Below are 14,609 nucleotides of genomic sequence, written 5' to 3' on the forward strand. Positions count from 1 at the left end.
CAGGTCATGGAGGGTCATATTGTCATTACCGGCGCGACCGGCGTCATCGGAGCGGAACTTGTCGAAGCGCTGACCGGGAGGGGGGAGTCCGTCGTCGTCCTTGCCCGCACGCTTGAGTCGGCCCGATCGAAGGTGCCCGGGGCGGCGCGTTACGTGAAGTGGGATTCCGACATGGCGGAAGGCGAGTGGACCCAGTACATCAGCGGCGCGAAGGCGGTGATACATCTTGCCGGCAAGCCGCTGCTCGAAGCCCGCTGGACGGAGGAGCACAAGCGGGAGTGCTATGACTCGCGCATCCTCGGCACCCGCCACATCGTTTCGGCCATCGAGCGGGCCGCGGTGAAGCCCGGTGTCCTCATCTCCGCCTCGGCGATCGGCTACTACGGATCCTTCGCGCGTTGCGGCGACACGCCGGATATCGTTGAGAGCGGTATGGCCGGGAGCGATTTCCTCTCGAGGATATGCGAGGACTGGGAGCGGGAGGCCCTGCCGGTGGAGAAAAGCGGCGTGCGCCTCGTCCTGCTCCGGACCGGCATCGTGCTCTCCACGAAAGGCGGCATGCTCGAAAAGCTGCTCGGGCCGTTCAACTTCTTCCTCGGCGGGCCGGTCGGGACGGGAGAACAGTGCATCTCGTGGATCCATCTCGACGACGAGATCGACTGCATCCTCCAGGCGATCGACAACGCCGACTGGAAGGGTCCCGTGAATGCGGTCGGGCCGCAGCCGGTATCGATGAGGGAGTTTGCCGACACCCTCGGTTCGGTGCTCGGGCGCCCGGCGCTCCTCCCCGTGCCGAAAATGGCCGTCCAGGTGCTCATGGGCGAGGGAGCCGAGTATGCGGTGAAGGGGCAGAAGGTGCTTCCCGCTTTCTTGCTCGAGCACGGTTTTTCGTTCCGATTCCCCTCGCTTGCCGGAGCCATCCGCGACCTGGTGCAGCGCCAGCGCTGAGGATTCGGTGCCGCCTTCTTCGGCGGAGTCCCGGTGCAATAAAAAAGCGGGGCGGAAACTGCTGTTTCCGCCCCGCTTCGTCATCTATCTCAGAAGAGTCTCCTCTGCTCAGTAGCTGTCCCTTCTCGGTGCACGCTCTTCGCGAGGACGCGCCTCGTTCACCTTGATGGTGCGGCCCTTGAAGTCCTGCTCGTTCATTGCCTCGATGGCAGCGCGGCCATCCTCGTCGCTCGACATGTCGACGAAACCGAACCCCTTGGAGCGGCCGGAAAACTTGTCCATGATGATGTTTGCGCTGTCGACCTGTCCGAACTGGCCGAACGCTTCGCGGAGGTCGTCTTCTGTCACGGAGTAGGGCAGATTGCCGATGTAAATATTCATTTGTTGGTCTCGGTATACATGGTGCATTGGTAGAAAGAAAGAGACGCTTGACCGGCAACCAAGGCACAAATTGACAGTAAGCGACCAGCCAACCATTGGCTGGGTTTTAAGTCGTAATTTAGGTTAATGCAAATATGTTTTCAAAAAAATAAATGGCTGGGCTTCACCCGTAATCCCCCGCTGTCCGTCACTTCCCGTGCGTAAGTACGCGGATATCTGCGCTCCTGTGGTTTAGGGTGTTTCCGGCTTGTTTTTCCTTAATTAAATAGCTATTTAGTCGCTACAGTCTCAAAATATTTGGTTTTCTAGAAAAACGGATACGGTGGTTATGCGGAAAAGAATTGCAGCGGCGCTTCTGGTGCTCCCCCTCCTCGTCCAGGCGCATTCGACGGCCTGGGCGGCTCCCGAGCCTTATACCGACTCGGGCACGACCTCCTGGATGCTGACGTCGACCGCACTGGTGCTTCTGATGATCCCGGGCCTGGCGATGTTCTACGGCGGCCTGGTCCGCACGAAGAACGTGATCGGCACCATGATGCACAGTTTCGGCGCCATGGTCATCATCGGCGTGCTCTGGCCGATGCTCGGCTACGCCTTGAGCTTCGGTCCCGGCGTGCTCGGCGGATTCGTCGGATGGAATCCCGACTACTTCATGCTGCAGGGGATCGATGAGTCGATCCTTCCGTCGCATATTCCCGAGTACGTCTTCGCCATGTTCCAGGGCAAGTTCGCCATCATCACCCCGGCGCTTATCGCCGGAGCGTTCGCCGAGCGGGTGAACTTCCGCGGCTACGCCGTCTTCATCGCCCTCTGGAGCATCATCGTCTACAGCCCCATCTGCCACTGGGTCTGGGCTCCCGACGGGTTCCTCTTCAATCTCGGAGCGGCCGGGGCGATCGATTTCGCCGGCGGCACCGTCGTGCATATCTCTTCCGGTGTGACGGCCCTTGTCGCCGCACTCTACCTCGGCAGCCGCCGCGGCTATCCCCGCAACGTGATGCATCCCAACAACCTCGTCATGACCCTCACCGGAGCGGGACTGCTCTGGGTCGGGTGGTTCGGCTTCAACGCCGGCAGCGCCATCGCCAGCGACCTTGCCACCGCCAGGGCTCTGACCGTCACTCAGGTCTCGGCCGCGGCGGGCGCGTTCACCTGGATGGTGATCGAGATGCTCCAGCACGGCAAGGCCACGAGCCTCGGCGTCGCATCCGGCATCCTGGCCGGGCTCGTCGCCATCACTCCGGCCGCCGGCGTCGTGCAGCCTTCCGGGGCGTTCGCCCTCGGCGCCCTCGCCTCGATGGTCTGTTACACGGCGATCCTCGTCAAGAACAAGCTGGGCTACGACGACAGCCTCGACGCCTTCGGCGTGCATGGGGTCGGCGGCATCGTCGGTGCTCTTGCGCTCGTCTTCTTCGTCCGTCCCGGCTGGATGGCCGAAGCGGCAGTGAAGGCCGGCGGCAGCTGGACCGTCTGGCAGCAGCTCGGCGTTCAGGCTGCGGCCGTCGGGATCACCATCGTCTATGCATCGGTTGTTTCGCTGATCCTTCTTGTGCTTATTGAAAAGACGATCGGGCTGCGCATCAGCGAGAACGACGAGATGTCGGGCCTCGACCACAGCATGCACGGCGAGCACGGCTACGGGCTCATCAACCTCAACTGAACCAATACCGCCTCCTATGAAGCTGATCACCGCCATCATCAATCCCGACCGGCTCGACCATGTCCGCGAAGCGCTGATACAGGCGGACATCACCCGCATCACGGTCAGCCGGGTCACCGGCCACGGCCGCCAGGAGGACATCGACATCTACCGCGGCCAGCGGATCGCCCCGAACCTCATCCCGAAGATCCGCATCGACATCGCCGTGAACGAGGAGTTCGTCGACATGACCGTCGACACCATCATCGAGTCGGCCAGCCACGACCCGGTGGCCATCGGCGACGGCAAGATCTTCATCACCCCCCTCGAGGAGTGCATCCGCATCCGTACCCGCGAACGGGGCGGACGGGCGATATAATGCGTATTTTTGTGTAAGTTGCACCTGGCGTGCATGCACTGGCGTCTTTCCTTTTCCCAACCCGAAAACAGGAGGATGCCATGTACCCCATGCAGCGTACTCTTCGTCTTTCCCCCCATTCGGACCCGGTCGGCACCGGGTGGCTTCCACCGCTGCCCGACCTTCGAGACTACACCCGCACCCATCCCGATATCGCCGCCATGGCCCGCCGGCTCGGCCTCGATGGTGCCGCGGGCACCTCGTTGAGCTCTTCGGTCGACCTCAGGCGATGGTGCTCGCCCGTCGAGCACCAGGGCGGCATCGGTTCCTGTACGGCCCATGCGGCGGCCGGCATGGTGGAGTATTACGAACGGCGGGCATTCGGCCGCCATATCGACTGCTCCCGCCTTTTCATCTACAAGACGACCCGGACCCTGATGGGAGGGGTGGGTGACAGCGGCGCCTGGCTGCGCAACACCATGGGAGCGCTTGCGCTCTGCGGTGTCCCTCCCGAAAAGTTCTGGCCGTATACCGACAGCGACAAGGATTTCGATCGTGAGCCGACGGGGTTCGTCTATGCCGTCGCCGACAACTTCGAGGCACTCCGCTACTTCTGCCACGATCCGCTCGGAGCGGAGGTCGCCCCCGAGGCTGTGCTCGACGGGGTGAAGCGCTTTCTTGCCGCCGGGGTGCCCTCGGTCTTCGGCTTTTACGGCTTTCCCTCGTTCGCCGAGGGCGCCTCTCCGGGCGACATCCCGATGCCCTGCGGGGACGAACAGGCGGAGTGGGGGCATGCGGTGCTGGCCGTCGGCTACGACGATCGGCGCGAGGTCGGCAACCGCCGATGCGGCACCGCTTCGAAAGGGGCGCTGCTCATCAGGAACTCCTGGGGGGCCGAATGGGGAGAGGAGGGGTACGGGTGGCTACCCTACGAGTATGTGGGGAAGGGACTCGCGATGGACTTCTGGTCGCTCTTCAGCATGGGCTGGATCGATACCGGCCGGTTCGGAGCGTGACGGCGGCTTATGAGGGTCCGCCTGCCAGCGGCATCTCCCTCCAGCCGGGGTAGTAGGTGTTCAGCCAGGCTTCGGCGTTGATGTCGCCGAGGCGGGCGGCCTGGCGGAAATCCTCCTGGCGGCCCCGGGTGTCGCCGGTCTTGCTTCGCGCGATGGCGCGGTGGAAGAACGCCGGGGCCATTTTCCGGTCGAGCGAGATGGCTTCGGAGAAGTCCGCCGTGGCGCCGGAGAAGTCTCCGGTCATGTTCTTCACGATACCGCGGTTGTAGTAGCCGACGGCGCGGAAGTTGTCTTCGCCGCAGCTGATGACCATGGAGTAGTCGCTGAGCGCCTGGCTGTATTTCTTGAGCTTCTGGTTGGCCGAGCCGCGCATCTGGTAGGCCATGGCGAACGAAGGGTCGATCTCGATGGCCTTCGTGTAGTGCTCGATGGCGTTTTTGATGTCGCCCTGGATCTGGCAGTCGAACCCTCGGTCGAACCAGTTGTTGGCCGATTCGGCGTGTGCCGGTGCTGCTGCGCCAAGCGCCAGCATGGCGGAAACCGCAAGGGAGAGGATGGTCTTCTTCATGGGGCCGGGCCGTTATCGGTTGCAGGCAGTCGCCGTCGATCACGATTCGCCTGTACTGAGCGGCATCGGATGTATGCTTTAAATGTACGGAATTGTCGCGGGGAAACGAAAAAATGGGGGCGACGGCCGCATGATCGGACAGGGTCGAGGAATGGTGCTCGGCCCTCGTGCCGGAGAATGAACCGGGAATGTCAGGTGAATTTTGCCTGCTGCGAGGCATTTCTCCCCGCTTTTTCTATCTTGGTTCAGTGAGTTTTCAGAACGCACACCCTATTGCATGTTCCGCATCAGCCTTGATGAATTCGAAGGTCCGCTCGACCTGCTCCTCTTCTTCATCAAGAGGGATGAACTCGACATCTACAATATCCCCATCTCCCGGATCACCAACGATTTCGTCACCTACCTCCACGAGGCCCGCAATCTGAACCTCGAGGTGGCTGCCGAGTTCATCTACATGGCCTCCATGCTGATGAGCATCAAGGCGGCCATGCTGCTTCCGCGCCCCGAGCTCGAGGATGGCGACGCGGACGAGTTCGACCCGCGCACGGAGCTCGTAGAGCGCCTGCTCGAGTACAAGCGCCTGAAGGAGGCGAGCCTGCAGCTTGCCGAAAGGGAGGAGGCCCGCCTCGAGCTTTTCGCCCGCGGATACCTCGAGGAGTACGACCAGGTGGTGGTGGACGAAATGGACGAGCCGGTCAACCGCCCCACCCTCTATCATCTCATCAAAGCCTACCGGACGGTGCTCGACAACATGCCCAAACCCATGACGCGCAACGTTATGGAGGCCCCCGTGACGGTGCGCGAACAGAGTGAACTGATCCTCAGAATGCTCGGCGAGCGGGTGCAGGTTTCCTTTACCTCCGTACTCGAGGGTGTGAGCCAGCGCCTGATCCTCGTCGTGACCTTCCTCGCCGTACTCGAGATGTGCAAGAACCAGCGGATCATGGTCCTCGTCAAAGAGGGCTACGACGACTTCTGGATCGCCAGGAGGAACGCTCAGCTTGAACCTGACGACGATAAACCCCTAGTCCTTTTCGCCGATGCCTGAAATTCTTCCGTTCAAAGGACTGCGCTACGGCGCTTCGCTCCTGGAGGACGCCTCAAGCCTGATCTGTCCTCCCTACGATGTCATCTCTCCCCAATTGCAGCAGGAGCTCTACCGGAGCTCCGAAGTGAATGCGGTCCGGCTCGAACTGCCGATGGAAGAGGACCCCTACGGGGCGGCGGCGGGGCGCATCGCCGAGTGGCTGCGGAGCGGCGTGTTCGAGGCGGAAGAGGCGCCTGCGCTCTACCCCTATTTCCAGACCTTCACCGACCCTTCGGGGCGGGAGTTCACGCGTTCCGGTTTCTTTGCCGCCATGCGCCTCTCCGACTTCTCCGAGAAGAAGGTGTTGCCGCATGAGAAGACTCTTTCGGGCCCCAAGGCCGACCGGCTGAACCTCTACCGCAGGACCCGTACCAACATCAGTCCCGTTTTCGGCATCTACGCTGATGAGGCGGGGACGGCCGACCGGCTGATGAAGGAGTACGCCGAAACCCACGAACCGGTGCTCGACGCCACCCTGCAGGGTGTGCGCAACCGGCTGTGGCGGATCCGCGAGCCTGAACTGCTCCGGCGGCTGGAGGCGTGCCTCAGTGAGCGCCGGGTCTATATCGCCGACGGCCACCATCGTTACGAGACCGGCCTCAACTATCGGAACGAACGGGCCGCAGCCGATCCCGGCCACACCGGCCGGGAGCCATACAACTACATCCTGACCTACCTCTCCAACATGTACGACGAGGGGTTGGTGGTCTTTCCGATCCACCGGCTCGTGCACGGCCTCGAAGGGTTCGATCCCGAAGCGTTCATCGGAAAACTCCGAGCCCGGTTCAGCGTGAGGGAGCTCGAGGGCCGGGATGAGCTCGAGCGGTTCCTCGAGGGCGAGTCGTCGAGCTACGCCTACGGCGTGGTGCTTCCCGGCCGGCTTTATGCCGTCGTGCTCTCCGCCGACCCCTCGGAGGTGCTCGATGCCTCTGTTTCCCCGGCGCTCCGCAATCTCGGGCTCGTCGTTCTGCACGAACTGGTGCTCAAAGGCATGCTCGACATCGGGGCGGAGGCCCTCGCCGGCCAGAAGAACGTGGTCTACCGCAAGGATGCGGACGAGGTGTTCCGCGCCGTCCTGGAAGGAGAGGCCCAGGTCGGGTTCATCGTCAAGCCGACCACGGTGCGTCAGGTGATCGACGTCTCGGAAGGCGGAGAGGTCATGCCGCAGAAGTCGACCTTTTTCTATCCGAAAATCATGACGGGGCTGGTTTTCCACTCCCTCGGCTGAACCGATTGCAAATGAGCGAGATTATCCACTCCGCTTCAGCAGAAGAGACCCGCGCCGCCGGCCGGCGGTTCGCCTCGACCCTCCGGGAAGGGGACGTCGTCGCCCTTAATGGCGAGCTCGGGGCGGGCAAGACGGAGTTCATGCGGGGCGTGACGGAGTACTTCGGCTGCTCCGAGCAGCTCGCGAGTCCGACCTTTCCCCTCATGAACGTCTACGAGGGCTTCCTCGAGGGGTGCGAACTCAGCCTGCATCACTTCGACCTCTACCGGCTCGAGACCGACCAGGAGCTCGAGGGGATCGGTTTCGGCGAATACCTCTCTTCGGCCTGGGCTTCGTTCGTCGAGTGGGCCGAGCGGTTCCCGAAGTACGAACATGCGTATACGTCGGCCGTTACGATCGACTATGACGGTCCGGAGCGGCGGATCATCACCGTGACGCGGAGGGACGCATGAATATCCTCGCCATCGAATGCACGCACGGTGTGCTGAGCCTGGCTCTCTATCGCGACGGCTTCGTAACGGAGGCGCGCGGCGAGTCCTGGCAGAAGACCGCCGAGGGGATCGTCCCGCTCATAGACCGCCTCATGAAAAACGACGGAGCCGAGCCGGGCTCACTCGACGCAGTGGCGATCTCTTCGGGTCCGGGATCCTTTACGGCGCTGCGCATCGGCATGTCGGTTGCCAAGGGCATCGCCAGCGCCCTTGCCATTCCTGTCGTGCCGGTTCCGACCCTGCCGGCCATGGCTGCGGCCATGCCTGCCGCCTGCGGGGCGGAGCGGGTGATGGCCGTGGTGGAGGCCCGCAAGGGGGAGTATTACCACGCCGTGTACTCTTCGCCGGATCTTGCCGCCTTCCGCTGGGAGGGCGAGGTGCGCCTGGGGCGCCGGGATGCGGTGATCGATGCGCTTGCCGGCCGTCCTCGCGCCACGGCCGTCACGGGGCGCAGGCTCGATCCGCTCCGGGAGGCCCTCCTCGAGGCGGGCGCGACGCTCGACGACGCGTCCGGCTTTACGGCGGCTTCGATCCTCCCGATGGCCCTGCGCCTGCTCGAGGCGGGCAGGGGCGTCGATGCCGGCCTGGCGCTTGCCGACTACCATCAGGAGTTTGTTTCCGGCGGCGCGGGAGTGCGGTCGCGGGAAGTTGGCGGGAAGTGAATGATTGCTATATTCCTGCCGTGCGGGCCGGAGTCCGAAGTCAACTGAACTGAACCGAAACCAGAAGAATATGCCAGCGAAGAAAAAGGAGACGGCGGCGGCCCCGAAGAAGGCGCCTGCGGAAAAAGCGGCCCCGAAGAAGGCCGCGCCGGTGAAGGTTGCCGCGAAGAGGGCGCCTGCCAAGAAGGCCGCCGTGCGCGAGGTCGACGTCGCCGAACTGCTTGCCCGCCGGGCGGCGGAACTGACGCTTGAGAAGAAGTGCGAGGAGGTCAGGATTCTCGACGTCAGGGCGCTGACCACGATGACCGATTTCTTCGTCATCGTCACCGCGGACTCCGACCGCAAGGCCCGTGCAGCCGCCGACCATGTGCTCGAAGCCCTTCGCGAGGACGGCGAGCGCCCGCTCAACATCGAGGGCATGGAGACCATGCGCTGGATCCTGCTCGATTACGTCGATGTTGTCGTGCATATTTTCATGCCGGAGGATCGTCGTTTCTACGACCTGGAATCCCTCTGGTCGGATGCGGCCGTTACGACGGTAAGCTGAATAATTATTGCAGGTTCTCTGTTTCCGGAACCTTTTTCGGGTTCCGTTCGATCGGTAATTATCGGGAAATTTAATACATTTCCCTGTCGCAGTATCTATAGCCAATACTCACTCCGGATTGCCCTATGCAGCGCCAACGAATACTCCCCGTCACCATTGAGGAAGAGATGCGGGGTTCCTACCTCGATTATTCCATGTCGGTCATCGTCAGCCGTGCCCTTCCCGACGTCCGCGACGGCCTGAAGCCGGTTCACAGGAGGGTGCTGTACGGTATGCACGAGCTCGGCCTCCAGGCCGGCAAGCCCCACAAGAAATCCGCCCGTGTGGTCGGTGAGGTGCTCGGTAAGTTCCATCCCCACGGCGATACGGCCGTCTATGACAGCCTCGTGCGACTCGTGCAGGACTTTTCGCTCCGTTATCCGCTCATCGACGGCCAGGGCAACTTCGGTTCCATCGACGGCGACTCCCCGGCGGCCATGAGGTACACCGAGGTCCGCATGAAGCAGATCGCCGGCGAGATGCTGAAGGACCTCGACAAGGAGACCGTGGATTTCGCCCTGAACTTCGACGATTCGCTCGAGGAGCCGACCGTCCTTCCCTCCTCGATACCGAACCTGCTCGTCAACGGCGCTTCCGGCATCGCCGTCGGCATGGCGACCAACATCCCTCCCCAGAACCTCCGCGAGGTGGTCGACGGCATGATCGCCCTCATCGAGAATCCCGAGATCGAGATCGCGGACCTGATGAAGCACGTCATCGCGCCCGACTTTCCGACCGGCGGCATCATCTACGGCTACGAGGGTGTGCGCCAGGCCTACCTGACCGGACGCGGCAAGGTGGTCATCCGCGCACGCGCGCTCGTCGAGGTGACCCAGAAGAACGGCCGCGAGTCCATCGTGGTCACTGAACTGCCTTACCAGGTCAACAAGGTCCGCCTCATCGAAAAGATCGTCGAGCTGGTCCACGATAAGAAAGTGGAGGGCATCGCCGACATCCGCGACGAATCCGACCGCGACGGCATGCGCCTCGTCATCGAGCTGAAACGCGACGCCGTGGCAAAGGTTGTGCTGAACAATCTCTACAAGCACACGCCGATGCAGGACACCTTCGGCGTCATCATGCTCGCCCTCGTCGACGGGGTGCCGAGAGTGCTGAACCTCAAGGAGATGATGCAGTTCTATATCAAGCACCGCAACGAGATCGTGCTGCGCCGCACGCGCTTCGACCTTGCGGCTGCCGAGAAGCGTGCGCACATCCTCGAGGGCCTGAAGATCTGCCTTGACAACCTCGATGAGGTAATCACCACCATCCGGGAGTCTCCTGACGCGAATACCGCGCAGGAGCGGCTTATGGAGCGCTTCAAGCTCTCCGAGGTGCAGTCGAAGGCGATTCTCGAGATGCGCCTCCAGCGCCTGACCGGCATGGAGCGCCAGAAGATCGACGCGGAGTACAAGGATACGCTCGCCCTCATCGACGAGCTTCGGCTCATCCTCGAGAGCCCCGAGCGCCAGATGGAGATCATCCGCGAGGAGCTCCTCAAGGTCAAGGACGTCTACGGCGACCCGCGCCGTACCGAGATCGTGCCGCAGGAGGGTGATTTCTCCATCGAGGACATGATCGCCCAGGAGGACGTGGTCATCACCATTACCCACGACGGCTTCATCAAACGCTTCCCGGTATCGGGCTACCGCCGCCAGGCCCGCGGAGGCAAGGGGGTCACCGGTGCCCAGGCGAAGAACGAGGACTTCATCGAGCACATGTTCATCGCCTCGACCCACAACTACATCCTCTTCTTCACCACCGCCGGCCGCTGCTACTGGCTGAAGGTCTACGAGATCCCCGAGGCCGGAAGGGCCGCTCGCGGCCGTTCGCTGGCCAACATCATGGAGCTTCCGCCGGCCGAGAAGATCAAGACCTACATCAACATCCGCAACTTCGACGATCCCGGCTACATCATCATGGCAACGGCCGACGGTATCGTCAAGAAAACCGCCCTGGAGGAGTTCTCCCGTCCCCGCCGCACCGGCATCAACGCCATCACGATCGACGAGGGAGACGAGCTCATCGAAGCCCGCCTCACCGACGGCGAGCACCAGATCATCCTGGCCAAGAGCTCGGGCCTTGCGGTCCGCTTCCCCGAGGCGGAGGTCCGCCCGATGGGCCGCACCGCAATGGGTGTCAAGGGCATCACGCTCGACCGCGGCGAGAAGTGCATTTCGATGGTCACCACCAAGCGAATGGACATGTCGCTGCTTGCCGTCACCGACAACGGCTTCGGCAAGCGCAGCCACGTCGAGGACTACCGCCTCACCAAGCGCGGTGCACGCGGCGTCATCACCATCAAGGCGCATGAGAAGATCGGTGCGCTCGTCGGCCTGCTCGACGTCAACGACGACGACGACCTGATCATCATCACCACGCACGGCATCGTCAACCGCCAGCATGTCTCCGACATCCGGGTCACCGGGCGGAACACCTCCGGCGTGAAGCTGATCAGGCTGATGAAGGATGATTCGATTTCGGCCCTTGCCCGTGTACCCAAGACCGACGAGGAGACCGATTCCGACGTACTGAAAGAGGATCCCGACGGGCAGATGCCGCTCTCGTTCGAGTGAGGACGCGGCGGCTTGACCCAATACCACTAAAAAACAAAGGAAGGACAGTTCCATGGCTCGGCCGAAAAATGTGAAATACGTGTTTGTGACAGGCGGGGTGATCTCCTCGCTTGGCAAGGGAATCCTCTCCGCCTCGCTCGGCATGCTGCTCAAGTCGCGCGGCCTGAGGGTGGCCATACAGAAATACGATCCATACATCAACGTCGATCCCGGCACCATGTCGCCCTATCAGCACGGCGAGGTCTACGTGACCGACGACGGGGCCGAAACCGATCTGGATCTGGGCCACTATGAGCGCTTCCTCGACGAATCGACCTCGCAGGCCTCGAACCTCACCATGGGCAGGGTCTACAAGTCGGTTATCGACAAGGAACGGAAGGGCGAGTACCTCGGCGGTACCGTACAGGTCGTTCCGCATGTGATCGACGAGATCAAGGACCGGCTTGCGGAGCTGGCCAAGAACGGCAACTACGACGTTATCATTACCGAGATCGGCGGCACCATCGGCGACATCGAGTCGCTGCCGTTCCTCGAGGCGATGCGCCAGATGAAGCTCGATATGGGCGAGCGCAACCTGCTCAACATCCACCTCACCTTCGTGCCTTACATCAAGGCTGCCAGCGAACTGAAGACCAAGCCGACCCAGCACAGCGTCAAGATGCTGCTCGAGACCGGTATCCAGCCCGACATCCTCGTCTGCCGCAGCGAAAAGCCCCTTTCACGGGACATCAAGAACAAGGTGGGCCACTTCTGCAACGTCAACGAAGTCGATGTCATCGGTCTGAACGACTGCGACACCATCTACGAGGTGCCGCTCACGCTGCTCCAGGAGAAGCTCGACATGCGCGTCCTCAAGAAGCTCGGCCTCAAGCAGTTCCATGAGCCGGACCTCGTTAAATGGAAGGAGTTCTGCCAGCGGGTGAAGCATCCGGAGGGCGGCGAGGTCACCGTCGCCATCTGCGGCAAGTACACCGAATATCCCGACGCCTACAAGTCCATCCTCGAGGCCCTCGTCCATGCCGGTGCGAGCAATGACGTGAAGGTCAACATCCGCCTCATCCGCGCCGAGGATGGTGAGGAGAAGGGATACGATTTTGCAAAGGAGCTCGCTGGAGTGAGCGGGATCCTCGTCGCTCCCGGTTTCGGAGACCGCGGCATCGAGGGCAAGATCGAGTTCATCCGCTACGCTCGCGAGGCGGGCATCCCGTTTTTCGGCATCTGCCTCGGCATGCAGTGCGCCACGGTTGAGTTCGCCCGCAACGTCTGCGGCCTGCAGGATGCCAACTCCACGGAGTTCAACAAGCGCTCCCGCTATCCGGTGATCGATCTCATGGAGCAGCAGAAGAAGGTCAAGGAGAAGGGCGGCACCATGCGGCTCGGCAGCTACCCCTGCATCATCAGGGAGGGGACGAAGGCCCACCAGGTCTACGGGAAGTTCCTCATCAACGAGCGCCACCGCCACCGTTTCGAGTTCAACAATTCCTTCCGTCCGGCCTTCGAGGAGCACGGCATGGTCTTTTCCGGCACCTCCCCGAACGGAGAGCTGGTCGAGATTATCGAAATCCGCGATCACCGCTGGTTCGTCGCCGTGCAGTTCCATCCGGAACTGAAGTCGAGGGTCGAGAAGGTCCATCCGCTTTTCCACGGGTTCGTCGGTGCCGCCAGGGCTTTCGCCATAGGCGAGCACCAGCCGGAGCTCGGCGTCCCTGCCCCGGCTGCGCCGGATGCGGAGCCTTCCGCCGACTCCGCACCGGTGGCCGGGACCCCTTCGTTCTTCGTCGAAGAGGAGCGTCCATCCGCTGAGGGGTAGCCGCTCCGCCACATCACTAACGTGAGGTTGTCATGAGTGTCGTTCCGTCGGTACAGGAGTCATGGGGCGGCCTCCGGGCCGTTCTCGGCCAGCCGCTGTTCTCCATCGGCGGTTCCGAGGTGTCGCTCCTGAAGGTCGTCTCCATCGCCCTCTCCCTGGCGCTCATCGTCATAGCGGCGCGCTACCTCAAGCGCCTGCTCGTCAGCCGCCTTCTTCTCGAGCGGATCCACGATGAGGGCGCCCGCTTTGCGCTCGGCACCATCACCCAGTACCTAGTGGTCTTTTTCGGCGTTCTCGTGGTACTGCAGTCGGCCGGCATCAACCTGAGCTCGCTTGCGGTGCTCTCCGGTACCATCGGCATCGGTATCGGTTTCGGCCTGCAGAACATCGCCAACAACTTCTTCAGCGGCATCATCATCCTGCTCGAGCGTCCGGTGAAGGTCGGAGACCGCATCCAGGTGGGAGACGTCAACGGCGACGTGGTGCGCATCGCCATCCGTTCGACGACCATCCTCACCAACGACAACATCAACATCATCGTCCCGAACTCGGAATTCGTCTCCAGCCAGGTCATCAACTGGAGCCACAACGACCGCAACCTCCGGGTCGCCGTACCGGTGGGGGTCTCCTACAGCTCCGATCCCGAGGAGGTTCGGCGCATCCTCCTGCAGGTGGCCACCGACCATCCCGACATTCTCGACCGGCCCGCTCCGGACGTCATTTTCTCGGGGTTCGGCAACAGCTCGCTCGACTTCGAGCTGCGCGTCTGGACCCGCACGCGCATCCAGACACCGAAGATTCTCCGCAGCGAGGTCAACTTCCGCATCTTCGAGGCCTTCGGCAGGAACGGCATCGAGATTCCCTTCCCGCAGACCGACGTGCATTTCCGCAGCACCGACATTCCCCTGTTCTCCGAAAAGCCGGAGGCGTAAGTCTGCCTGGGCGGCCCCGTTCGTGTCCTTACCGGAGTGCGGTGTCGGGTTGCCCGACCGGCAACGGTTGCGTCTGCTACAGCGTTTGGGAGGGTATGGTGCAATGTTATCCGCTCCTGCAGAAGCGGAGCCGGAAACTTTTTTACAGAAAAGATGAAAAAGGATTTGGAGGATAAGGGTCGGGGTGGTACATTAGGATCCTTCGCTTGAGAACAGAAGTTCAGCGGCGGGGGAGACGCCTCGAAAGAGGCATGTTATTTGACGATTGTGAGATTGAGAGAAGCCGCGAAAGGATGCTCATCATCGCCTGTTTTTGTATGAAACGGG

Annotated in this window: 14 protein-coding genes; 12 read left to right on the forward strand and 2 right to left on the reverse strand. The window is 62.2% G+C overall.

The features are described from left to right. Positions 1-6: 6 nt before the first annotated feature. Entirely contained in the window at positions 7-948 is a 942-nt protein-coding gene (locus E0L29_RS05190) for a TIGR01777 family oxidoreductase (RefSeq protein WP_131355687.1), read from the forward strand. A 108-nt stretch (positions 949-1,056) separates the two neighbouring features. Here E0L29_RS05190 and E0L29_RS05195 read toward each other — a convergent pair whose 3' ends face one another. Beyond that, on the reverse strand, positions 1,057-1,329 hold the full coding sequence (locus E0L29_RS05195) for an RNA-binding protein (protein ID WP_131355689.1): 273 nt from the start codon (positions 1,327-1,329) through the stop codon (positions 1,057-1,059). 328 nt (positions 1,330-1,657) lie between these two features. Between E0L29_RS05195 and E0L29_RS05200 the strand changes: the two genes are divergently transcribed. From E0L29_RS05200 to E0L29_RS05210, 3 genes are all read left to right on the forward strand, one after another. Continuing rightward, positions 1,658-2,989 carry an ammonium transporter gene (locus E0L29_RS05200; RefSeq protein WP_131355691.1) on the forward strand — a complete coding sequence of 444 codons (1,332 nt, stop codon included), beginning with the start codon at positions 1,658-1,660 and terminating at the stop codon, positions 2,987-2,989. A gap of 16 nt (positions 2,990-3,005) precedes the next feature. Further along, positions 3,006-3,347, forward strand: coding sequence for a P-II family nitrogen regulator (locus E0L29_RS05205; protein WP_131355693.1), 342 nt, complete (start codon positions 3,006-3,008; stop codon positions 3,345-3,347). 80 nt (positions 3,348-3,427) lie between these two features. After that, the gene (locus E0L29_RS05210; RefSeq protein ID WP_131355695.1) at positions 3,428-4,342 is read left to right on the forward strand and encodes a C1 family peptidase; all 915 of its coding nucleotides are present in this window, start codon (positions 3,428-3,430) and stop codon (positions 4,340-4,342) included. Positions 4,343-4,349: 7 nt separating this feature from the next. Here the strand turns inward: E0L29_RS05210 and E0L29_RS05215 are convergent, their stop codons facing one another. After that, positions 4,350-4,910 (reverse strand): tetratricopeptide repeat protein, encoded by a 561-nt coding sequence (locus E0L29_RS05215; RefSeq protein ID WP_131355698.1) that lies wholly within the window; start codon positions 4,908-4,910, stop codon positions 4,350-4,352. A 277-nt stretch (positions 4,911-5,187) separates the two neighbouring features. On the opposite strand from E0L29_RS05215, the gene E0L29_RS05220 reads away from it, so the two are divergent. The 8 genes from E0L29_RS05220 (at position 5,188) to E0L29_RS05255 (ending at position 14,282) form a co-directional block, all read left to right on the forward strand. Continuing rightward, the gene (locus tag E0L29_RS05220) at positions 5,188-5,958 is read left to right on the forward strand and encodes a segregation/condensation protein A (protein WP_131355701.1); all 771 of its coding nucleotides are present in this window, start codon (positions 5,188-5,190) and stop codon (positions 5,956-5,958) included. Beyond that, complete coding sequence (locus E0L29_RS05225) at positions 5,951-7,225, forward strand: DUF1015 domain-containing protein (RefSeq protein ID WP_131355704.1); 1,275 nt, start codon at positions 5,951-5,953, stop codon at positions 7,223-7,225. The genes E0L29_RS05220 and E0L29_RS05225 overlap by 8 nt, the downstream gene beginning before the upstream one ends. 11 nt (positions 7,226-7,236) lie before the next feature. Then, on the forward strand, positions 7,237-7,677 hold the full coding sequence (gene tsaE, locus E0L29_RS05230; protein WP_131355707.1) for a tRNA (adenosine(37)-N6)-threonylcarbamoyltransferase complex ATPase subunit type 1 TsaE: 441 nt from the start codon (positions 7,237-7,239) through the stop codon (positions 7,675-7,677). Then, on the forward strand, positions 7,674-8,378 hold the full coding sequence (tsaB, locus tag E0L29_RS05235; protein ID WP_131355710.1) for a tRNA (adenosine(37)-N6)-threonylcarbamoyltransferase complex dimerization subunit type 1 TsaB: 705 nt from the start codon (positions 7,674-7,676) through the stop codon (positions 8,376-8,378). Before tsaE ends, tsaB begins: the two co-directional genes overlap by 4 nt. Before the next feature lie 70 nt (positions 8,379-8,448). Then, the gene (gene rsfS, locus E0L29_RS05240; RefSeq protein ID WP_131355713.1) at positions 8,449-8,925 is read left to right on the forward strand and encodes a ribosome silencing factor; all 477 of its coding nucleotides are present in this window, start codon (positions 8,449-8,451) and stop codon (positions 8,923-8,925) included. A 125-nt stretch (positions 8,926-9,050) separates the two neighbouring features. Beyond that, entirely contained in the window at positions 9,051-11,540 is a 2,490-nt protein-coding gene (gene gyrA, locus E0L29_RS05245) for a DNA gyrase subunit A (protein WP_131355716.1), read from the forward strand. A 52-nt stretch (positions 11,541-11,592) separates the two neighbouring features. After that, positions 11,593-13,350: a CTP synthase gene (locus E0L29_RS05250; protein WP_131355719.1), complete on the forward strand. Its 1,758-nt coding sequence runs from the start codon at positions 11,593-11,595 to the stop codon at positions 13,348-13,350. Positions 13,351-13,382: 32 nt separating this feature from the next. Continuing rightward, positions 13,383-14,282: a mechanosensitive ion channel domain-containing protein gene (locus E0L29_RS05255; RefSeq protein ID WP_131355722.1), complete on the forward strand. Its 900-nt coding sequence runs from the start codon at positions 13,383-13,385 to the stop codon at positions 14,280-14,282. The last annotated feature ends 327 nt before the right edge of the window (positions 14,283-14,609 follow it).

It is taken from the genome of Chlorobium sp. N1 (assembly GCF_004332115.1).
GTDB lineage: Bacteria > Bacteroidota > Chlorobiia > Chlorobiales > Chlorobiaceae > Chlorobium.